We start from the raw sequence: 22,622 nt of genomic DNA, 5'->3' as shown, positions 1-22,622 counted from the left end.
GCGCTTACTTTTCTGGAATCGCATTCAGCAGGGTGGTGAGCAGTTTCCAGTAAAGGCCGACGCTCTCAATATGCACCTGCTCGTCCGGCGAGTGCGGACCGGTGATGGTCGGGCCAATGGAAACCATATCCATATTCGGATAAGGCTTCTTGAACAGGCCGCACTCGAGACCGGCGTGGATCACCTGGATGTTCGGCGTTTTGTCGAACAGCGCGATATAGGTCTGACGCGTCAGCGCCATAATCGGCGAGTTAGCGTCTGGCTGCCAGCCCGGATAGCCGCCTTTCGGTTTGGTCTGCGCGCCAGCCAGCTGGCCGAGAGAGGTCAGCATCTGCACCACATAGTCGCGGCCGGTGTCGATCAGCGAACGGATCAGGCAGTTAATCTCCGCCTTGTCGTGATCCATCGTCACCACGCCGACGTTCAGCGAAGTTTCCACCACGCCTTTCGCCACGTCGGAGTTGCGGATAACGCCGTTCGGCGTGCTGTTCAGCAGGTTCAGGAAGCGGTCGCGGCTCTCTGCGCTCAGCGCCTCGCCCTGGTGCGCCAGCGGCTCGGTGACCACGTTAATGTTCTTCTCTTTTACGCCGTGCTCGTTCTGCAGCGCCAGCAGGAAGTGCGCCGCCGCCGCTTTCAGCGCGTCGACGTTATGGCTCTCGACCGCCAGCGTGGCAAAGGCTTCGCGCGGGATGGCGTTACGCAGCGTACCGCCGTTGAAATCGATCAGGCGCAGATCGAGATCGGCGGCGTGCGCGGCGAGGAAGCGCGCCAGCAGCTTGTTGGCGTTGCCGAGACCCATATGGATATCCGCGCCGGAGTGGCCGCCGCGCAGCCCTTTCAGGGTCAGCTTCAGGGTGTCGAAGTTAGCCGGAACCGCTTCGCGCGTCAGCGGCAGGGTGGTAATAAAGTCGATGCCGCCGGCGCAGCCCATATAGATCTCGCCTTCCTCTTCCGAGTCGGTGTTGATCAGGATCTCAGCCTGAAGCCAGTTCGGCTGCAGACCGAAAGCGCCGTCCATGCCGGTCTCTTCGGTCATGGTGAGCAGCACTTCCAGCGGGCCGTGGGTCAGGCTGCTGTCGGCCAGCACCGCCAGCGCGGAGGCCATGCCGATGCCGTTGTCGGCGCCCAGCGTGGTGCCGCGCGCCTTGACCCATTCGCCGTCAATATAGGGCTGAATCGGATCTTTGGTGAAGTCATGGGCGGTGTCGTTGTTTTTCTGCGGCACCATATCGAGGTGCGCCTGCAGCGCTACCGGCGTGCGGTTTTCCATACCGGCGGTCGCCGGTTTGCGGATCAGAATATTGCCGACCGCATCGCGCTCAACCCAGAAACCTTGCTCTTTCGCCCAGCCAACAATATAGGTGGCCAGCGCCTCTTCATGAAAAGAGGGGTGCGGAATGGAGCAGATTTTGGCGAAGATATCCCACAGCGGTTGGGGAGAAAGCTGAGACAATTCAGACACGACAGGTCTCCTGTGTCAGTGCGCCGGCCAGGCCGGTGTGCGCGAGTTTCCAGTGAATGGTCGCCGTCAGCGAATCTGACGTGATGGGGCTGAGAATATCACTGTTAGCGTCGGGTGCGTACTCAGGCGCGCTAAAAAGCCGCAACCGGTGGTTCGGATGCTGGTTTTTAGCGCTGAGGATCCTTATAATCTCGCGCAACCTTTTCCCCGTTGCACATTTTTAAGCCGATTAAACTGGCTGGGATCGCTATTCATGAGTGAAAAATACGTCGTTACCTGGGACATGCTGCAGATTCATGCCCGCAATCTGGCTCAGCGCCTGCTTCCTGTTGAACAGTGGAAAGGCATTATCGCAGTCAGCCGCGGTGGCCTGGTGCCTGCTTCTCTGCTGGCACGCGAGCTTGGCATTCGCTATGTCGATACCGTCTGCATCTCCAGCTACGACCACGACCACCAGCGCGAAATGAAAGTCCTCAAGCGCGCGGAAGGCGATGGCGAAGGCTTTATCGTTATCGACGACCTGGTCGACACCGGCGGCACCGCGCAGGCGATCCGCGAAATGTATCCTAAAGCGCACTTCGTCACCATCTTCGCCAAGCCGGCAGGCCGCCCGCTGGTTGATGACTACGTGGTGGATATCCCGCAGAACACCTGGATTGAACAGCCGTGGGACATGGGCGTGGTCTATATTCCGCCTATCGTTAAAGGCGCCTGATCTTCTCCTGTTAACAACGCCCGGCTTGCCGGGCGTTGTGCTTTCTGCGCTCTTTTGCACCTCGCGCCCCTCCTGACGCTGCAGTACACTTAGCCACTGCCAGGGCCGTCAGGAGAAACGAGTATGTCGAGCAAAAATCTCAGCGAAGAGCTATTCAAGCCGCACTACAACTACCCCGAAACCTCCTCGCTGGTGCATCGCCAGCACCACGCCGAAGTAGAGGTCGAAGCGACGCTGGACGGCAGCAGCCAGCACGGCTGGTATCGTATGCTCAACAAGCTAATGTGGACATGGCGCGGCGTGCCGCCACAGGAGATCAGCGAGGTGCTGGCGCGTATCGCCATCAGCGACCAGCGCCATACCAACGACGCGCTGCTCGATACCGTTATCGGTTTTCGCAGCGGCAACTGGGCGTTTGAGTGGTCGAAGCAGGCGGGCCTCTGGCAGGCGCGCGCGCAGGAAGAGCGCGACGACAGCCTTGCCGGCGAGCACTGGCTGCGCGCCTCCCACCTCTTTAGCCTGGCCGCCTATCCCTATATTAAAGGCGACGAGCTGGCGGATCAGGCGCAGACGCTGGCGAACCGCGCCTATGAAGAGGCGACGCGCCGCCTGCCGGGCGAACTCAAGGCGCTTAGCTTTAATATTGAAGGGGGCAGCCCCATCACCGGCTTTCTGCATATGCCGCCCAACACCCCGGCGCCGTATCCCACCGTGCTGCTGTGCGGCGGCCTCGACTCGCTGCAAAGCGATCACTATCGCCTGTTTCATGACTACCTCGCGCCGCGCGGTATCGCCATGCTGACGCTGGATATGCCGTCGGTGGGCTTTTCCGTTAAGTGGCGGCTTAATCAGGACACCAGCTTTCTGCACCAGCAGGTGCTGCGCGATCTGGCGAACGTGCCCTGGATCGATCATCAGCGCGTGGCGGCGTTCGGCTATCGCTTTGGCGCCAACGTCGCGGTGCGGCTCGCCTATCTGGAAGCGCCGCGCCTGCGCGCCGTGGCGACGCTCGGCCCGATGGTGCACAGCTTGCTGACCAGCGCGCAGCAGCAGGACGCCATTCCAGATATGTATATGGATATGCTTGCCAGCCGCCTCGGCATGGCGTTTACCAGCGACAGCGCGCTGCGCACCGAACTGAATCGCTACTCGCTCAAGGTGCAGGGGCTGCTGGGCCGCCGCACCTCGACGCCGATGCTGGCGGGCTACTGGCCGAACGATCCTTTTGGCCCGGAAGAGGATGCGCGGCTGATCGCCAGCTCTTCCGCCGACGGCAAGCTGCTGCCGATCGGCGTCAGGCCGGTGCTGGCAAATTTCGAGCGCGCGCTGAATCAGGTTTGCGACTGGCTGGCAAAGCGGTTACAACAGTAGCTGGCAAATTCACAGCGGTTTGCTTTAATACTAACGGTCAAACTTATGGAGAATTAGCATGACGTTACCGAGTGGTCATCCCCGTAGTCGCCTGCTTAAGCGCTTCACCGAGCTGGGACCGTATATCCGCGAAGGGAAATGTGAAGAAACGCGGTTCTTTTTCGACTGCCTGGCCGCCTGCGTCAATGTCAAACCCGCGCCGGAAAGCCGTGAGTTCTGGGGCTGGTGGATGGAGCTGGACGCACAGCAAGACCATTTTACCTACGTTTATCATATTGGTCTGTTCGATAAAGACGGCGACTGGTCCGTTGCAAATATCAAGGGCAAAGAGAACACGCAGAAGGTGGAAGAGACGCTGCGTAACTTCCATACCCGCCTGAAAGCGATGCTGGAGGAGCTGAATCTGGGCCTGACGCCCGCCAGCGGCTTTAAAGAGCCGGTCGATCTTAGCGCCTGATACTCAACCCTGAACGGCAGGCATAGCCCGATTCGCTTTGGCTATGCCTGTTCTGCAATATTGCTGCCCTTGCGCTGCGTTTATATTATCTCTCTTCTCCCGCTTTAATTTAATTCTCTCTTTCAGACCAAAACAGCTGCGTTGCTTATTTGATTATGGATATTAACTAAACCCGCTTTATAAAGGCTGAGTAATCAACGCCGCCAGCTGAAATAACCGGGCCAGATAAATCAGAGTGCGGCACGGCATTATTCTTATTCTCATTTTATTGAGGCGAATCGCACTGACGCTTTGTAGACCTTTTCCTGACGAAATGGTGTGATACCAGCCAGCGCGACCGCCCCCGTCGCGGCTTTTCTCCGTTTGTTATCGGCAAAAAAAAGAATGCCAACCCGGACAGCTAAAAGTCCGGGTGGTCCTGTGCTGTCTCTCTGGAGGAAAACCCTTTGTTTAAATTAAATCCGCTGTTATTAAGCCTGGCGGCTGCGCCCGGGCTGCTTTTTCCCATTACCAGTAGTCAGGCCGCTACGTTAAAACCCTTTTCCCCGCTGGTAAATGATAATAAGGCAGGCGTCTTTTGCGTCTGTAATGGATCGACGCAAACCCTGAGCGGTATTCAACGCTTTCAGCCGGGCGAAGATGGCGGCCGTCCCATTACCGTGGGCGAACTCTTATCAGGCGGCAGAATTATTTCCGATGACAACGTCATCGGCGCGGATCGCCTGACGTTCGGCGCGCAAGATTATGTTATTAGCGTGCCCGATATCAACGGCGGTAATCATCCGCTTCAGGTATTTAATTCGGCCAGTATTAGCGCGCTCGCCCCGGTGACGCCCGCCAGCGAACTGCCCAATTACTACAACGTTAACGGACAGCAATATATTGATGCCCGCGTGGCGCAGGTGAGCAACGGCACCATTAACGTCGATATCGGCGTTGAGGGCGCGGCGACCACCGCCGCCACCAACGGCTGGAGCATGGCGGCGAAGCAGAGCCAGCTCTTCACCGCCAGCGGCAGCGGCGCGATGAACTGGCAGTCGGCCAACCGCATCGCCTTTACCGGATCCTATACCGAATACACCTACAATCTGGCCTGGTGGGTGGATAACGTCGCCCACTATAGCGGCCCCTTCAGCGTCACCACGCTGGACGGCAACAGCCGCGAGTTTAACGTCGCCAGCCTCAACGATCTGCGCCAGTACAACGACTGGCTGATTGAGCAGCTGCAGAGCGGCAACCTCAGCGCGGGCAGCTACAATGGCGAATTCAATAAGGCGCTGACGCTCTACGGCGCGCCCATCGCCTATGTGATCGACGCTGATGAGTACAACGACGAGGTGACGCTGCCGGTGGGTGAGCGCTCGGTGCTGAGCGCCGACGGCCCTGGCGCCAGCGTCTCGGTGCAGAAGGGGGCGACGCTGGAGGTGGTCGATGCGGACGGCGGCGCGGTACGCGCCACCAACGGCGCAAAGGCCACCATCGACGGCAAGCTGGCCGCCAGCGGATCGGCGGCCCATGAGAACAGCGCGCTGCGGCTGGCGGGCAGCACCGGCATCAATAACGGGGTGATTAACGGCGGGTTCTTTAACAACGCAGACGGCAGCGGCGTGGATGCGGCGACACTCGGCTACAGCGGCAACGCGGTGCTGGCGACCGACGGCAGCCGTTTCGTCAATAACGGCGTGCTTAATTACGCCACCACGCAACCGGGCAATGCGCTGCAGCTAAGTGACGCCCTGGGGATCAACAACGGCGCGATTAACCTCGGCGTAGCGGAGTCGAGCGGCAGCCACAGCAGCGCGGGCGTCTTGCTCGACACCAGCGGCGCCAGCTTTATTAACACCGCGAGCGGCGTGATCTACGTCGGCCGCGCGCCGCAGAACGCGAAAAGCGACGTCGTGGAGGAGGTGGCAATTAACCAGAGCGGCGGCGTCAGCGCCATTGCGCAGCAGTTTAACGCCACCGCGATCAACGACGGGCGCATTGTGCTCGGCAGCAAGGTGCAGAACGCTGCCGCCATGCGCGTCGAGAACGGCCCGGACGCGGTCGCGCTGAACAACGGCACCATCGATCTCAACGGCCGCGCGCAGTTTCGCCCGGCGGAAACCGTCGGCCTGCTGGCGATAGATTCCGGCAGCGGCGGGCTGGTGGGCAACAACGGCACCATCAACCTTAACGGCGACGGCGGCACCGGCATTAAAGTCATCGCCCACGACGGCCAGCGCGCCAGCGCCTTTTCCAGCGGGGCGATCAACGTCACCGGCCGCGCCGATACCCTGAACGGCAGCTTTAACACAGCGGTGTGGCTTAACGGACAGGGGAGCGGTAAGGCGTCCGCCACGCTGAGCGGCCCCATTGTGCTGCAGGGCAACGGCGCGGTCGGCATTCGCGCCGAGGGTGACGCCACGGTCGATTTAACCGAGGCAGCGGTGCCGCAGCTCGGCGGCAGCGGCGAGTATCAGATGGGCTTCCTCGCCATCGGGCCGAATGCCAGAATCAATCTGCCGCAGGCAGGCAACTACGCCACCGGATCTGACGACTGGTACGCCACGATTTTTCGCTATCAGGACGGCGCGGACTTTGACGGCGCGGGCCTGACCATCTCGCCGGGCGCGGCTTTCTCCACCGGCATCGAAGCGGTGGGCGAAGGCTCGGTGGTTAACACCCACGGCGCGACCTTCAACATCGGCAACACCTCCACCGGGCTGCGCATCGAGGGCGGCGCGCAGGGCACCATTGACGCGGCGACGCAGCTTAACCTCAACGTCGGCGGCGCGACGGCGGCGGTGGTCGACGGCAACTACTACAACCTGACGCGCTACATCACCAACAGCTTCGATCGGCCTTTCGCCTCGACGCTGGTTAACCATGCCAATATCAATGGCCAGAGCAATCAGCAGATCGGTTTAATCGCCCAGTACGGCGGCGCGCTGACCAATACTGGCGATATCAACCTGCGCGGCGAGCAGAGCTACGGCATTCAGGCGCTGGTCGGCGGTCAGGCCTCCAGCAGCGGTAATATCAGCGTCAGCGACGGCGCGGTCGCGCTGTTCGCAGCGGGCTACGCCTTTGCCGACCCGAAAAGCAGCACCATCACCAGCAGCGGCACGCTGAACGTGACGGCAGGCAGCGCGGACGGCTTTTTCCCCACTACCGGCTTATACGCCACGGGCGACGCGGCGCGCATCGAGCAAGACGGCGTTATCAACCTCTATGGCGGCAACGTGCTGGCGGGCGAAGCGCTCTACGGCGGCGCGCTGGTGCTCGGCCAGCAGAGCAGGGTGGTGTTTCACGATCCCAACCAGACCGCTTACCGGGTGGTGGAGGGCGGCGGCACTATCTACGCGTACGGCAGTAATCAGGATGTCTCTACCGACGGCTCAACGCTCTATCAGCTGGGCGACGGCGCGATCCTGTCGCTGCAGCGGCAAGGCGAGATCACCCTGAGCGGCGCCAACACCACCGGGGTGAAAATGTCCGGCAGCGCGACGCTCTATGAAAATGAAACCTACTTCGTTAACGGCAAGGGGGCGGTGGCGCTGCGCGCTTCCGGCGGCGCCTATGGCGATCTGGGCGACGTGTGGCTGAACGGCGACGAGACCATCGGCGCAATCAGCGAAAACGGCGACGGCGCGGTGTTCAGCAACCGCAACATCATCGGCAGCGGCAAAAACGTTACCGCGCTGCAGGCGTCCGGCGGCGCGACGGTGATGAACAACGGCACCATTATCCTCGACGGCGAGAACAGCACCGGTGCGCGGCTGCTGGACGGCGGCCGCCTGATCAATAACCTCTGGATCCATGTCGCGTCTGGCATTGGGGTTGACGCCAGCGAAGGAGCGGGCCTCTATCAGCCCTTCAACGGCACGGTGCAGGTAGACGGCGGCATTGCCGGCGCGCGCGTGGGAGAAAAGGCGACGCTCAACATTGAGGGCGACCAGCTGTTCCGCAGCGGTATCTGGGTCAAAGGGGGGGCGGACGCGGTATTGCTGGATCGCGGCGCGGCGGGATTGCAGGCGAGCGAAATTATCCTCAGCGCCGAAGGCGGCGGCAGCGCCATCAACAACCGCGCCGAAACCGCGAATATTGCGCTGGATAACGCCTACCTTATTCCCACTGACGGCGCGGGCATCCGCTCCGCCACGTCGTTCGACTACGGCGGCAAGGCGACGATTGACGTGCAGGGCAGCGGCGTCGGCTATCTGTTTCAGAACGAGGATGGCTCCGCCACCGCTAACGATCTGGTGGTGCCGCCAGGCTACGCCATTATCGTTAACGGCAGCGGGGACGGCATTCGCGCCAGTACCACCGGCCGCGTCTTCGCCGACGGCTTTATCGCCGTGGGCAGCGAAGCGGGCGGATCGGCGATTGTCACCCGCAGCGCCAGCGAGGTGATAAACCGCGGCACCATCGTCTCCTACAGTCGCGTCGCGCCGGTGATCGATCTGCGCGGCGGCCAGACGGTGTTTATCAACCAGGGCGATATCAGCGCGGAATACCCGGAGACGCCGATCGTGGCGGGTGGCGCGACCAATGACCAGCTCGCCTTTATCGGCGGCAGCGTAACCGGCGAGGTCAATACCGGCAACGGCAGCGATACGCTTGCCGTCACCGGCGGCACCCTGAACGGCAGCCTGACGATGGGCAGCGGTGAAAACAACCAGGCGCTGATTGAGAACGTCAGCCTGGCGAATACCCGCCATATCACCACCGCGGGCGGCGTCGGCAGCACGCTCAGCTTCAGCAACATCGAGGCTGGCGGCGGCTCCTTTAGCCGCGACGATCTCAGCAGAGGGGTCAACCTCGGCGCGGGCTGGAGCACGATCAACTTTATCCATACGCAGTGGACGCTCACCGATGACCTGAAGCTGGCGCACAGCACCATTAATATCGACCGCGACTCCACGCTGTTTGCCGGCAATGGCGTCAACCCGCTGCTGGCGGGCGCTACCGACGACTCACTGGTGGTAAACAACGCCGGCACGCTGGATCTGAGCAACGGCGGCGCGGCCAGCAATCTGCTGACCCTAGACGGCACGCTGGCGTCGCTTGGCGGCACGCTGAGGCTGGCGACGCGGCTTAACGGCGCAGGCGGCCAGAGCGACGCGCTGCGGGTAAACGGCGACGTCACCGGCACCACGCTGATTGACGATCGTATTCTCGCCGGCAGCGCCGCGACGCAGAGTGACGCCAACGGCGACGGGGCGATAGATGGCCGCGAAGGGGTTTCGCTGGCGCAGGTTTCCGGCAGCGCCAGCGCCGACAGCTTCGCGCTGCAGGGCGGCTATCTGGCCGCCGGGCCCTGGCAGTACGGGCTTTACGCTTTCGCGCCTGCGAACGGTGGGGCGGGCTGGGATTACCGGCTCGCTAACCGCTATGTGTGCGAAGATGGCTCGCTGTGCCAGCCGCAGGCGGGCAGCACCGCATCGCGCGCCGCCCGCCCGGCGCTCGCGCCGCAGGTGCCCGCGTATCTCTCGGCGCCGGTCGGCCTGGCCTACTACACCTAGGCGCTCACCGACGATCTGCACAAGCGTCTCGGCGAGCTGCGCGACGGTCAGCGCAGCGGAACGGGCGGCGAGCTGTTTCTGCGCTACCTCGGCTCTAACCTCAGCTGGCAGAGCAACCGCGGCCTGAGCGACTACGGCTTTGATGCCGATATCGACTACAGCGCGGTGCAGCTCGGCGGCAACCTGCTGCAGCTGGACGGCGCGAGCGACAGCCTGCGCGGCGGCATGGCCTATACGCGCGGTAATACGCGCATTCGTCCGCACGCGGCCGACGGCTACAGTTCAACCAGCTTCGACAGCGACAGCGTCTCGTTCTACGGCACCTGGCAGCGCGACAGCGGCTTCTATCTTGACGGCGCGCTGAGCTGGAGCTGGCACCGCGGCGACACCGATATCGCGCGGCAAAAAGAGGTGGCGAAGCTGAAGGCCGACGGCTGGAGCGCCTCGCTGGAGTCGGGCTATCCCTTTGTTTTCGCGAACGGGCTGCGTCTCGAGCCGCAGGCGCAGCTGACCTGGATGCGTCTGAAGTTCGATGACGCCACCGATAAGGATGGCGTTAAGGTGGCGTTTGACGACGACGACCAGACCATCGGCCGTCTCGGCGCGCGGCTGGATCGCACCTGGCAGGATGACGCGCAGCGCGAATACACGCCTTATCTGCGTGCCAACTATTCCCACGGCTGGGGCGGCGGCGCGAAGGTGAAGGTTGGCGCGGCGGGGAGCGATATCGGTCAGGATTTCACCAGCGGCAGGTTCGGGCAGATGTGGGACGTTGGCGTCGGCACCACCACGCGCTTTCGCAACGACCTCTCGCTCTACGCCGAGGCGGACTACCGCAAGGAGATCGACGGCAACGGCGCGAAGGGCTGGCGCTATAACGCCGGCGTGCGCTGGACGTTCTGAGTAGAAAGAAAAGGGGCCACCATGAGGAGGCCCCTTTTCGGCAGGTGCAAAAGCGGATGACATGGGCCGATCGCAAAGTCGCTCAAGGCATCCTTGCGCGCTCGGCCCGCGCCATCCCTGGCGCGGGACGCTTTGCTCTTCAGCCCATGCCATCCGCTTCTTAACCATGGAGCAGTATGAAGAAAGGGCCGCTGATGAGGCGGCCCTTGTTTATCAGACACATTGAGGGAGAAACACTGTCGCCGTCGCGCGTCGCGGCGGCGTCAGATTTTTTAGAACTGGTAGGTCATACCCAGCGCAACCACGTCGTCGTTGTTCAGGCTCAGACGGTTGTCGTCGTCCAGCTGGTTGATTTTGTAATCCACAAACGCTGACATGTTTTTGTTGAAGTAGTAGGTGGCGCCCACGTCGATATATTTCACCAGATCCGCATCGCCGATACCGTTTTCGATATCTTTGCCTTTGGTCTGGACGTAGCCCAGTGACGGACGCAGGCCGAAATCAAACTGATACTGCGCCACCAGCTCGATGTTCTGCGCTTTGTTCGCCGCGCCAGCCGCGCTCAGGCCCGTTGCGCGGTCAGTGCCGCTGAACGGCGTCATATTGCGCGTTTCGGTATAGATCGCCGCCAGGTAGACGCTGTTGGCGTCATACTTCACGCCAGCGCCCCAGGACTCCGCGCGGTCGCCCTGACCGTAAACGCGCGCCTGCTGCTGGTTGGTGCGGTCGGAAGAGGTGATCGCCGACATCAGGCTCACGCCGGTGTCGCCGAGGGTGTAGCCCAGCGAGGCGCCGTAGCCGTCGCCGTTCTGACGGTTGATATCGCTGCGCGCGTTGGCGCCGTTGGCATCGTTGCGGCCCTGGTACTGCAGCGCAAAGCGCAGGCCGTCAACCAGGCCAAAGAAGTTGTTGTTACGATAGGTGGCTACGCCGGTGGCGCGCTGCGTCATATAGTTATCTGAACGCGCGGTGCCGTCGCCGCCGAATTCCGGGAAGACGTCGGTCCAGGCTTCCACATCGTAAAGCACGCCGTAGTTGCGGCCGTAGTCGAAAGAGCCATACTGACCAAACTTCAGGCCGGCAAAGCCCAGACGGGTTTTATTGCCGCTGTTGGCGTCGGAGCCTTCGGAGTTATTGACGTTATACTGATATTCCCACTGGCCGTAACCGGTCATCAGGTCGTTGATCTGGGTCTGGCCTTTGAAGCCGATACGAACATAGGACTTATCCCCGTCCAGGCTGTCCGCGTCGCTCAGATAGTGCATCGCTTTTACTTTGCCGTAGAAGTCCAGCTTATTGCCGTCTTTGTTATACACTTCCGCCGCGTGAGCAACAGAGGTCAGCGCCAGAGCAGAGACGACCAGTGCCAGTATACTTTTCTTCATTTGCTATCAATCCCGATGAGTAAAATATGTTATGCGCCTGAAAAGGGCTTATAAAACAGGGGACGTTTTACCGCCTGGATATGAAGGTTTCATGACATTTTTTATGGTTTCTTGTGATATGCGAACTTTTGGTCTACCCGACTGTCTCGGGTTTTTCGTGCTTTTCCCCGGCTGAGAGTTGGCTTCGCATCTGACTCCTGATAAAAAGTTCCTTCGCAGAAATTTTTTCTTTTTTTACTGAAACGGCAGGAAATATGAGCGGCAGTCAGACCCTGGTGGTCAAATTAGGGACCAGCGTCCTTACCGGCGGTTCGCGCCGGTTGAATCGGGCGCATATGGTGGAGCTGGTTCGTCAGTGCGCGCAGCAGCACGCGGCCGGCCATCGCATCGTGATCGTTACCTCTGGCGCGATGGCCGCCGGACGCGAACACCTGGGCTACCCGGAATTGCCGCCTACCATCGCCTCAAAGCAGCTGCTGGCTGCGGTGGGGCAGAGCCGTTTAATCCAGCTGTGGGAGCAGCTCTTCTCCATCTACGGTATCCATATCGGCCAGATGCTGCTGACCCGCGCAGACATGGAGGATCGCGAGCGCTTCCTTAACGCCCGCGACACCCTGCGCGCGCTGCTGGATAACCATATCGTGCCGGTGATCAACGAAAACGACGCGGTGGCCACGGCGGAGATCAAAGTCGGCGACAACGATAACCTGTCGGCGCTGGCGGCGATGCTGGGCGGTGCCGACAAGCTGCTGCTGCTCACCGATCAGCAGGGGCTCTATACGGCCGACCCGCGCAGCAATCCGCAGGCGGAGCTGATCGCCGACGTGCATGAAATCGACGACGCGCTGCGCGCGCTGGCGGGCGACAGCGTCTCCGGCCTGGGCACCGGCGGCATGTCCACCAAGCTGCAGGCGGCGGACGTCGCCTGTCGCGCCGGTATCGACACCATTATCGCCGCAGGCAGCCGTCCCGGCGTCATCGCCGACGTTATCGCCGGCAATCCGGTCGGCACGCGCTTTCACGCTATGCAGACCCCGCTGGAGAACCGCAAGCGCTGGATCTTCGGCGCGCCCCCGGCCGGAGAGATCACCGTGGATGACGGTGCGCTGGCGGCGATGCTGGAACGTGGCAGCTCGCTGCTGCCGAAAGGCATCCGCGACGTGCGCGGCAACTTTTCGCGCGGCGAGGTGATCCGCATTCGCAGCCTTGAGGGCCGCGATATCGCGCACGGCGTTTCGCGCTACAACAGCGATGCGCTGCGCATCATCGCTGGCCATCACAGCCAGCAGATCGGGGAGATCCTCGGCTACGAATACGGTCCGGTGGCCGTGCATCGCGACGACATGATCGTCAGTTAAGGAGCGGTCAAATGCTTGAAGAAATGGGAAAAGCGGCGCGCGCCGCCGCATATAAGCTGGCCGATCTGTCGACCGCTGAAAAAAACCAGGTGCTGCTTGCCATCGCCGATCGTCTCGACGCGGAGCGCGAGGCGATTCTGGCGGCCAACGAGCAGGATCTCGCCGATGCGCGCGCTAACGGTATGAGCGCCGCGCTGCTCGATCGCCTGACGCTCAATCCGCAGCGGCTGAGCGCTATCGCCGACGACGTGCGCAAGGTATGCCAGCTCGCCGATCCGGTCGGCCAGCTGATCGACGGCGGCCAGCTCGACAGCGGGCTGCGCATCGAACGTCGCCGCGTTCCGCTCGGCGTGGTCGGGGTGATCTATGAAGCGCGCCCCAACGTTACGGTCGATGTCGCCAGCCTCTGCCTGAAAACCGGCAACGCGTCGATTCTGCGCGGCGGCAAAGAGACGTGGCGCACCAACGCCGCCACCGTTCGCGTGATCCAGAACGCGCTGCAGCAGCACGGCCTGCCGGCGGCGGCGGTGCAGGCGATTGAGAATCCCGATCGCGAACTGGTCAATCAGCTGCTGAAGCTCGATCGCTACGTCGATATGCTGATCCCGCGCGGCGGCGCGGGCCTGCACAAGCTGTGCCGCGAAAACTCGACCATTCCGGTGATCACCGGCGGCATCGGCGTCTGCCATATCTATCTCGATGACACTATGGAGATCGCGCCGGCGCTGGAGGTGATCGTCAACGCGAAAAAGCAGCGGCCCAGCGCCTGCAACTCGCTGGAAACCCTGCTGATCCACCGCGACGCCGCCGACCGTTTTCTGCCGGCGTTTGTGGCACGTATGGCGCAGGAGGGGATCCCGCTACACGCCGACGAAAACCTGCTGGCGCGGCTGCAGGACGGCCCGGCCAGCGTCACGCCGATTGCACCGGGCGACTACGATGATGAATGGCTGTCGCTCGATCTTAACGTGAAGCTGGTGGATGACATGGATGCGGCGATCGCGCATATCCGCACCCACGGCACCCAGCATTCTGACGCCATCCTGACGCGCAGCACGCAGAACGCCAGCCGCTTTGTGAAACAGGTCGACTCGTCGGCGGTGTACGTTAACGCCAGCACGCGTTTCACCGACGGCGGCCAGTTCGGTCTCGGCGCGGAAGTGGCGGTGAGTACCCAGAAGCTGCATGCGCGCGGCCCGATGGGGCTGGAGGCGCTAACGACCTATAAATGGGTCGCGTGGGGCGACGATACGCTGCGCCCCTGATTGCGACTTTATTTAACAAAAAGGGTGTCCAGAACGGGCGCCTTTTTTTTTGACCCCTGTTTTTCGATCCAGTTAATTTTGGAGTTTTTCGGTGCGACTTTCGACGTCTCCTGACGCGACTTTTTTTTCTGCAAAGCGGCTGTCTGTTTTTTACCCGTTTTTCTGCAGAACATTCCTGAAAGCCGCGCCGCAACAGGGCGCAGCGCGATTGAGACTGGTTGCCCAGAGTCTGAGGAGGATAATGATAATTAGCGCTGCTTTACAAAAGCAATTGGGTAGCAAACGGACGGTAATATAAAATGAACTGGTAGCAATAATGAAAATAACATCCAGTATCTCCTCTATGGCAGATTATTAACTAATGGTTAAAAAAGAGAGTACGAGACAAGCTTTTACTGCCAGGCTGATTGCCGCGTGCGAAAGTGCGGGAATTGTCGGACATGGACGTAATAAACAGGTTGCTAAAGCGTTACAGCAGCAGGGGTGCAAAATATCCACGCCGGGCGTATGGAAGTGGTTCAACGCGCAGTCCGTGCCGGATGATAATAATTTGCTGGCGCTAAGCCGACTGCTGGGCGTACGGGTTGAGTGGCTGCAGTACGGAATGGAAAAGCCCGCCGAGTCGCTTTCGCTCGATAGTCTGAAGGCGCAGCGCAATGTCTTTCGCATCGAAAGCCTTGATATCGGGCAAAAGTCAGCCTCTGGGCTGCACGCGCGCGATGAGTTCGTCGAGACTATCCACGCCATTGAATATGGCGTGGATGAGGCGCGCGTGCTTTTCAACGGCCGTCCGGCAGAGAACATTCGCCTGATCGCCATCAACAGCGATTCGATGGTAGAGACCTTTGCGCCGCGCGATCAGCTGTTCGTGGATATCAGCGTGAAGTTTTTCGACGGCGATGGCATCTATATCTTTACCCTTGATAACCAGCTTTATCTCAAGCGTCTGCAGCTGCAGCACAAAAAAATCGCTGTTATTTCAGATAATAAGCGTTATGAAACCTGGTATCTTAATCGGGAGGAGGTCGACAGTATGCAGGTAATGGCAAAGGTCATCCTGAGCCAGGCGCGGCACTATCAGCTACTGGGTTAACCTCTGGGCGAAATGTGTTCAGCTGCAACCTGCTGAAAAAAAATAATTCAGCAAAATTCAAAAATTTAACCGACAGTAAATAAAAAATTAACTGTTGGTGTTTGATAAAGCATAAGAACAGGTTAATAATTTGAGCGTGGACCAACGAAGCCCTTCTCTCACGGAGTGAGCCGCTCTTAAACAATCGAGGCGCTGCACAAGCGCGAATCAAACCATCCAAAGTCAGTGAACTTTGGGATGGGGTGGATGCGCACATGCAGCGTCGTCAGATGCCGCCTTTTTCTCCCTACTCGCGCTTAGCCTGGCTGTTATTACAGCCGGGGCATTGCGCTGTGAGCGGAAAACGCGGTATCCGGGACGGTTCGGCTTGCCGAAAACCCGCGCCTGCCACCCCATCGCCAAAGACTCATTCACAGGAGGAGTTATGGCGATAATACACTATGGCAAAAGCGTCTTTGTAGGTAATGCCCGCACCCGCAGGCATCGGCGGCGCCAGCCGCTCAGTCGACTCAAGCTCAGCATCGATCAGGCGCTGGGCTGCGAACCCGAAAATCCCCCGTTACGCCGCGCCGAACGCATCGTTCAGCGTCCGGTGACCTCGCGCGTTGAGCGGGCCATTGCCCCTGGGCCTGTTAACCGCGCCGAAAACGCCAGTTTCGATAACTGCTGTCTGCCGCATGTGCACCTCTACGCCGTGCGCTGAACCTGCTCTGTAACTGCCTTTACCGCTGTATCTCATCTTTTCTCCCGTTTTGTCTGGACGGGAATTCTCAACCCACTGTTTAGACCCGCTGCTGGTTTCACCTGCGGTTTTGCTGGTGTTATCTCTGGCACTGATCAGTGTGATTTAACTGTCGCTGTCGCATTGGGAACCTGTTCCCGTGCCCGCAAAAGAGGAATGGCTATGACCCAGATTATTGAGATTCTCAACTTTGAAGAGGGCTACGTTGAAGCGCCTTATCTCGACACGCAGGGATTCCCCACCGTGGCGGGCGGCATTCGCATCGGCCCAAAAGGTGCGTCGCTCAATAACTACGTGTTTCGCGTGCCGCGCCAGGTCGGTGACGTCTGGAAGAAGTGCATTATCGAAGGCAAAGCTCAGCAGATGCAGAGCCTGCCGCTGCTGCAGCAGGCGCTGGCGAAGTGCAACGACGCGCGCAGCGACGTGCTCTACAGCATGGCGTATCAGCTCGGCGTCGACGGACTCTCGCTGTTTAAAAACATGCTGACCGCCGTGGCGGCCGAGGATTACGACAGCGCGGCCAACGCCATGCTCAACAGCCTGTGGGCGCGTCAGACGCCGGGGCGCGCCCGCCGTCATGCCGAAGTGATGCGCAGCGGCACCTATGACGTCTACAGGGGGCTGCTATGAGATGGCTCTTTTTTATTATCGCCGTGCTGATGGTGGTGATCGTGCTGCTGATTATGCAGCGCTTTACCACGCTGGAGTTTGTGGCGCATGCGCGCCTGCTGTTTAAAACCTGGTCGGTCTGGCTGGCGTCGCTGGGTTCGATGCTCAGCGCCTGGGTGCAATCCTTTCCCTCTGCCTCGCTGGACGCCTGGAACGCCCTGCCGGAAGACGTCAAATCCATTCTTCCTCACAACTACCTCGGCCTGATTGGCGCCTTTATGGTGGCAATGGGCGTAATCGCGCAGTTTGTGCGGCAGAAGAATCTGGTGCGACAGAAGGAGCTGCTGGAGGCGAAAAAACCATGAGTTTATTTACTGCACTGCTCAGCGGCGGCTGGCACTGGCTCGCCGTCATCGGTGCGCTCATCGCCGCGCTGGGCGCCAGCTATTTCGGCGGCAAGAAGATCGGCAAGGTGCAGCAGCAGGCCGAGGCCGATACGAAGAGCGCGCAGAAAGAGGCGGCGCAAACCGCCGCCGTGGCGCAACAGCAGCAACAGCATCGCGAGGAGGCGACCCGTGTTACCACCGAGAACAACAATCTTGATGACGCTGCTGCTCGCGACAAGCTGCAGCAGTCGAAATACAACAAACCCTGAGCCCGTGGCCGTCACCGATTCGGCCTGCGTGCTGTTTTCCCCGATTTATACCCACGGCGACGATGCGCAACGCATGGACGTTCGCACCGTTCGCGCCATCAATACCCACAACGACATGTGGGATCAGCTTTGCGGCCATTCGGCCAAACCCTGATTTATCTGATGCTTTAGTACCTAAAATCCTGAGGAGGATGCCATGATTGAAGTGAACTCATTTGCCGAACTGCGTACCACCAAACCCGCAGCAGCAGGCCAGGTCGCCAGCCTGAACCGTTACTACGACAAGGATTCCACCTTCCGCGGCGGCGGCGATTTCGTCGGCTTTATCGGCACCACCACGCTGAAAGATGACGGCGGCACCATTGCGGTAGGTGACGGTTTCTACTGGAAGCGCACCATTAACGATCCCGCAGAGCTGAACGTGCTGCACTTCGGCGCGAAAGGGGACGGCTACGCCGACGACACCGAAGCCTTTATGCGCATGTACAACTGGACTAAAACCTGGAACGCCAACTGCGTTGCGCTGCCCGTGCGTTTCCCTGGCGGTAAGTTCCTGATCAAGCCGATCGACCTCAGCGCCACCGACGCGACCTTCTTTGGTCTGCTCGGCGACGATTCGCCGCTGGGCTCGCTGCCGCGCACCACCATTATCTCCGACAAGAGCGATGCGCCGGTGTTCAAGGTAAAAGCGCGCCGCACGGTGATTACCGGTATGGCGTGGAACGGTCAGGCCAGCGCCGATACCGTCGCCAATACCGGCACCATCACCGCCGATCTGGTGAGCAACAAGCAGCCGTTCTTCGAGAACACCTGTATCGAAGGGGAGACGGTGAATATTCACTGCTTCCGCGCGCAGAACACCGGCGGCACGGTGTTCAAGCTGCTGGATACGCTCGACAGTAAGTTCGACCAGATCTATACCCTCTACACCTATTCGCGCGTGTTCGATGTAGGCTGGTCAAACTCACCGCGCGGCGTCTGGGACCACTCGACGGCGATCGAGCTGAGCAACGCCAACTTCCAGACCGGCTACGGCGACGCCACGCTCTATATGCCGCGCGTTACCCAGGGGATTATGCGCAACGTCTGGATTGAGCATACGCGCAACCCGGGGGATCTCTCCGACGGCGGCTGGACCATCGATACGCTGAACATTGAGGATTGCGGCAACCCGTTCAATCTGAACAATGCGCGCGTGGTGATGCGTCAGATCGGCCTGCAGTCGGGCGCGAGAATCTCTCAGGACGCCGCCAGCGGCCGCTGGCTCTCTACCTTTGAGTATGGTTATCGCCGTGATGAAAACCACGGCACCTTTATGACCGGCTCGCTGCGGGTAGGCTACTTCAGCGGTTATAAGGTGACCAACAATACCAGCACCGATAACTGGTATCGCCTCGGTCAGTTCTTCTTCCCCAACGCCAACCAGCAGTGGGTGATCGAGATGATCGGCAAAGGCGACGCCACCTCGCCATCTACCACCGCCGCCTCGCCGGTGAATATGGTGGGAACCGGTAAAACCTGGATTAACCTGCAGCGGCTGGAAACCGTCTGGGCCGATGCCCACCATATGGGGCAGCCGGCCGTGCTGGATATCCGCTACAGCCGTGTGGGTACCACCTACGCGGTGGTCTGGGTAAAGCTGGCCGCGAACAGTGGGGACACCATGTTCAACCTGAAATGTACCGGCCCGACGCGCTTCGATACCGGTTCATGTTCTCTGTTCCAGTCTGATATGTCGGTAGTAACGGATACCACCAAAATGGGGACGCTGAAGCCGGCAGCGCGCTTTGGCCTGCACAATGGAGTGGCGGGTATCGGCGCCAACGAGAAAGGCGTAGTCACGCTCGCGACGACCGCGGGTACGCCGACAAATAAAACCACGCCTTCGGGCTTTGTGCTGATCAATATCAATGGTACCGACCGCAAGGTTCCTTATTACGATTGATGAGCGGCACGTTTTGGCGAGGCTACGGCCTCGCCTTTTTTTGTTTCTGGCGTCTGAAACGTGCGGGAAGGAGAGGAGCGTGCTCTTTTCCTTGCCAGATGACGAGAAAAGCAGCATCCGCGCGCTGCGGCTCTTGACGGAAGTGACGCTTTTTTCTAACTTAATGCCCCGTAGTTCTCGCCTCTATGCCGGTGTAGCTCAGTTGGTAGAGCAGCGCATTCGTAATGCGAAGGTCGCAGGTTCGACTCCTGTTTCCGGCACCAGTTTACACTCTCCCCAGCGCTTCCCGAATCAAAAAACCTCATATCCTGTAGTTTCTGACCCCCTCGCTTCTCCTCTGTTAGCAACCCGGTTTAGCCGCAATCCATGATCAATCCTTCCTAACCCAACCATCTGCCTCCCTGAAAGCCTGCAGCGTTAAGCCGTGCTTTGCCTGTCAGACAGAGGCTGGCGATCGGAGCACGCGAGAGCAGATCTGGCACAGGCTGCGCCTGCGTCGTGCCGGGCATCGGGTAGCGAACATTCTTTTGCCCAGCAGGGATGATGGCTTATTGAGCGACCCGATGCGGGTGCGATGGATAAAGGTTATATCCGGCTAAGATTATTTTGAATCGAGGTGGCTAAATAATAAGGCAGCGTTGTATTTTTCCGTGGAGGTTATTTCAAGAAGATATGCGGCATCCGGTGGGGTTTATAGCTGCAGGAAAGTCATATTTGTAATTGCAGTGATGGGAGTGCAGGTGCTGCTTTATATTTTGCATAAATAAAATGCTGCGATAGAAGGGTGGATGCCAACCTCATCCCTGCCAGCAGAGAGCCTGAAATAAAATATCTTATTAATATTATTTAAGAGTTATGGGGGTGTTTTTTTGCATGCCATCAGGGAGCGAATCCACTTTTTTGCTGGTAATGTGAATGGGGTTGTTTCTGGCTGCGATTGCTGTCATTTTTTGATTAACCCTATGTAAATGAATGCTTTTATTCTATGCGGCCTGGCTGGGTATATGCCTCTGGAATAGTTTGTGTGATTATTATTTGCCTGGTTTTTATTTTAGTTACTCTAATTTTCGCCGTTATTTAAAAGTCAGGCTTAGGGTGTATATTCACCTGTTATATTACTCTTTAATAGATGATTTACCTGGTGTGACGCCGCTGCTTTGCATTGTGAAATGGGTTTCTAATGCTTTCAGGTGTATTGTTCTATTTTTACGCTGAGCCTTATATTGCCTTATTGATGTTTGCAGAGATGAAAAATTATAATAATCGCCACTCACTCACTTATTGGTTTTTTAATCAGGCAGTGTATCGACCTTATTGCGCGCCCTGTTAATCAGTCGTGCTCTACACCAGGGAAAGTTAATAATGATAAAGTGCCAGGGAGCGCTATTGCGCAGGGCGTTAACTCTTTTATTTACGGGAGGGCTGTGTATTTCAGTCGGGGCTGATGCTGCACCGGCGCAGGCAAATTCCCCGCAGCGGGCAGCTTCAGCTATTGATGCTCTGGAGCAGCAGCGTCAGCAGGAGCGCGAGCGCGCCCTGCTTGAGCAGAACAGGCCGCAGGCCGATACGCGGCTTACCCGTCCTGAAGTTATGCTGCCGGATTATCCGGTCGATGAGTCCCCTTGCTTTACCATCAACCGGTTCACCCTGGCTGGCGAGTCGGCCGATCGCTTTCAGTGGGCGCTTGAGGCGGCAGCAGATGCCAGAGGCCGCTGCCTGGGGGAGCAGGGCATTGTGCTTGCCATCAATAAAGTGCAGAACGCCATACTGGCCAAAGGCTACGTTACAACCCGCGTGATGGCGCAGGAGCAGGACCTGACCAAAGGTGTGTTGACGCTGACGCTGCAGCCTGGCCGTATTGGAGAGATCCGCTTTGAGGAACCGGTCTCCTGGCGCGGCCGGCTGTGGAACGCCATTCCGTCCTCACGCGGCGATATTCTTAACCTGCGTGATATCGAGCAGGGGCTGGAGAACTTCAGAAGAGTACCCAGCGCCAGTGTCGACATCAAAATCGTACCCGGCGCCAGGGAAGCCACCAGTGACCTGCAGGTCAACTGGCACGAGGGGCGGCCGGTGCGGCTCAGTCTTGGTCTGGACGACAGCGGATCCAGAAGTACCGGACGCTATCTGGGCTCGGCCACGCTCGCTATCGATGCCCCTTTTGCGCAGAATGATCTCTTCTACGCCAACATCGGCAAGGATCTGTTTCAGCACGGGCCGTCTGGCAACCGTTCGCATACGCTGAACTATTTCTTTCCGGTGGGATACTGGGCCTTCTCGGCCAACTACAGCGACTACACCTATCATCAGAACATCCCCAGCGCCAACGAGACGCTGCGCTACAGCGGCAAGAGCGACAATATTCAGCTGACTCTCTCCCGGCTGCTCTACCGCGACCAGTCGCACAAGACCACGCTCAACCTGCGCGGTTATCGCCGGCACTCCACCAATCACGTAAATGACATTGAGCTGACCCAGCAAAAGCGGCGAACCGCCGGCTGGGAAATTGGGCTGAACCAGCGCAGTTACCTTGGCCGCTCTACGCTGGATGCGTCGCTGGCCTGGCGACGTGGCACCGGCGCGCTGGGGGCGCTGCGTGCGCCGGAAGAAGCCAGTCACGACGGCTCGGCGCGCAGCGGAATACTGCTGGGTGATGCCGCCATCACGATTCCCTTTGCCCTGGGCGGGCAGCCCTGGCGGATCTATAGCAGCGTGCGCAGCCAGTGGAGCCCGAATGCGCTGACGCCGCAGGAGCGAATGGCTATTGCCGGGCGTTACACCGTGCGCGGCTTCGACGGCGAACAGATGCTGTCAGGCGAAAGAGGTCTGCTGTGGCGCAATGAAATCGCGTGGAACCTGTTTTCTCGCGGGCACGAACTCTACCTGGCCGCCGACTATGGCCGGGTGGACGGCCCGGGCACCCGCTATCTGGTGGGGCATCAGCTGGCAGGCAGCGCACTCGGCGTGCGCGGCGCGCTGTGGGGCCGATTCAGCTATGACCTGTTTGCCGGTGTACCGCTATACAAGCCTGAGGGGTTCCACACCTCCGGTGCGACCGCGGGCTTTAGCGTCAGCCTGGAAATCTGACCCTGGGCACTGCTTTGTGGCGACCTCGCGTTGCCGGGTAACGTAATAATGATGGCCCGATGCAGCAT

General features: G+C 59.6%; 17 protein-coding genes and 1 tRNA gene. 16 read left to right on the top strand and 2 right to left on the bottom strand.

The genetic code is table 11. From position 1 onward, the window contains the following. Positions 1–4: 4 nt before the first annotated feature. Positions 5–1,462, bottom strand: coding sequence for a beta-Ala-His dipeptidase (pepD, locus tag LB453_RS17820; RefSeq protein WP_103795189.1), 1,458 nt, complete (start codon positions 1,460–1,462; stop codon positions 5–7). Between the two features lie 253 nt (positions 1,463–1,715). Between pepD and gpt the strand changes: the two genes are divergently transcribed. The 5 genes from gpt (at position 1,716) to LB453_RS17795 (ending at position 10,415) form a co-directional block, all read left to right on the top strand. Next, entirely contained in the window at positions 1,716–2,177 is a 462-nt protein-coding gene (gpt, locus tag LB453_RS17815) for a xanthine phosphoribosyltransferase (protein ID WP_103795188.1), read from the top strand. A gap of 123 nt (positions 2,178–2,300) precedes the next feature. Beyond that, positions 2,301–3,548, top strand: a complete 1,248-nt coding sequence (gene frsA / locus LB453_RS17810) for an esterase FrsA (RefSeq protein ID WP_103795187.1) — start codon at positions 2,301–2,303, stop codon at positions 3,546–3,548. Positions 3,549–3,606: 58 nt separating this feature from the next. Then, entirely contained in the window at positions 3,607–4,005 is a 399-nt protein-coding gene (gene crl / locus LB453_RS17805; RefSeq protein WP_103795186.1) for a sigma factor-binding protein Crl, read from the top strand. A 446-nt stretch (positions 4,006–4,451) separates the two neighbouring features. After that, a complete protein-coding gene (locus LB453_RS17800; protein WP_224481541.1) occupies positions 4,452–9,512 on the top strand; it encodes a beta strand repeat-containing protein in 5,061 nt (1,686 codons plus the stop codon). Positions 9,513–9,527: 15 nt separating this feature from the next. After that, entirely contained in the window at positions 9,528–10,415 is an 888-nt protein-coding gene (locus LB453_RS17795) for an autotransporter outer membrane beta-barrel domain-containing protein (protein WP_224481780.1), read from the top strand. Between the two features lie 272 nt (positions 10,416–10,687). Here LB453_RS17795 and ompC read toward each other — a convergent pair whose 3' ends face one another. Continuing rightward, the gene (ompC, locus tag LB453_RS17790; protein ID WP_103795184.1) at positions 10,688–11,800 is read right to left on the bottom strand and encodes a porin OmpC; all 1,113 of its coding nucleotides are present in this window, start codon (positions 11,798–11,800) and stop codon (positions 10,688–10,690) included. 254 nt (positions 11,801–12,054) lie between these two features. Here ompC and proB point away from each other — a divergent pair, with 254 nt between their 5' ends. From proB to LB453_RS17735, 11 genes are all read left to right on the top strand, one after another. After that, positions 12,055–13,158 (top strand): glutamate 5-kinase, encoded by a 1,104-nt coding sequence (gene proB / locus LB453_RS17785; RefSeq protein WP_103795183.1) that lies wholly within the window; start codon positions 12,055–12,057, stop codon positions 13,156–13,158. An 11-nt stretch (positions 13,159–13,169) separates the two neighbouring features. After that, positions 13,170–14,423, top strand: coding sequence for a glutamate-5-semialdehyde dehydrogenase (proA, locus tag LB453_RS17780; protein ID WP_103795182.1), 1,254 nt, complete (start codon positions 13,170–13,172; stop codon positions 14,421–14,423). 361 nt (positions 14,424–14,784) lie between these two features. Next, positions 14,785–15,516, top strand: a complete 732-nt coding sequence (locus LB453_RS17775; RefSeq protein WP_103795181.1) for an XRE family transcriptional regulator — start codon at positions 14,785–14,787, stop codon at positions 15,514–15,516. Positions 15,517–15,940: 424 nt separating this feature from the next. Continuing rightward, a complete protein-coding gene (locus LB453_RS17770) occupies positions 15,941–16,219 on the top strand; it encodes a hypothetical protein (RefSeq protein ID WP_103795180.1) in 279 nt (92 codons plus the stop codon). A 201-nt stretch (positions 16,220–16,420) separates the two neighbouring features. Continuing rightward, positions 16,421–16,888 (top strand): glycoside hydrolase family protein, encoded by a 468-nt coding sequence (locus LB453_RS17765; protein WP_103795179.1) that lies wholly within the window; start codon positions 16,421–16,423, stop codon positions 16,886–16,888. Next, positions 16,885–17,232, top strand: a complete 348-nt coding sequence (locus LB453_RS17760; protein WP_103795178.1) for a hypothetical protein — start codon at positions 16,885–16,887, stop codon at positions 17,230–17,232. Before LB453_RS17765 ends, LB453_RS17760 begins: the two co-directional genes overlap by 4 nt. Continuing rightward, the gene (locus tag LB453_RS17755) at positions 17,229–17,522 is read left to right on the top strand and encodes a hypothetical protein (protein WP_103795177.1); all 294 of its coding nucleotides are present in this window, start codon (positions 17,229–17,231) and stop codon (positions 17,520–17,522) included. The genes LB453_RS17760 and LB453_RS17755 overlap by 4 nt, the downstream gene beginning before the upstream one ends. Before the next feature lie 4 nt (positions 17,523–17,526). Beyond that, entirely contained in the window at positions 17,527–17,676 is a 150-nt protein-coding gene (locus tag LB453_RS17750; protein WP_158253389.1) for a hypothetical protein, read from the top strand. Between the two features lie 42 nt (positions 17,677–17,718). Further along, entirely contained in the window at positions 17,719–19,467 is a 1,749-nt protein-coding gene (locus LB453_RS17745) for an amylovoran biosynthesis protein AmsF (protein ID WP_103795176.1), read from the top strand. A 187-nt stretch (positions 19,468–19,654) separates the two neighbouring features. Then, positions 19,655–19,730, top strand: a tRNA-Thr gene (locus LB453_RS17740). A 1,099-nt stretch (positions 19,731–20,829) separates the two neighbouring features. Further along, on the top strand, positions 20,830–22,554 hold the full coding sequence (locus LB453_RS17735) for a ShlB/FhaC/HecB family hemolysin secretion/activation protein (protein WP_103795175.1): 1,725 nt from the start codon (positions 20,830–20,832) through the stop codon (positions 22,552–22,554). The last annotated feature ends 68 nt before the right edge of the window (positions 22,555–22,622 follow it).

It is taken from the genome of Pantoea agglomerans (assembly GCF_020149765.1).
GTDB classification, from domain to species: domain Bacteria; phylum Pseudomonadota; class Gammaproteobacteria; order Enterobacterales; family Enterobacteriaceae; genus Pantoea; species Pantoea alvi.
Note: the sequence above shows the minus strand (reverse complement) of the source record. Positions and strands in the feature narration are given on the sequence as shown.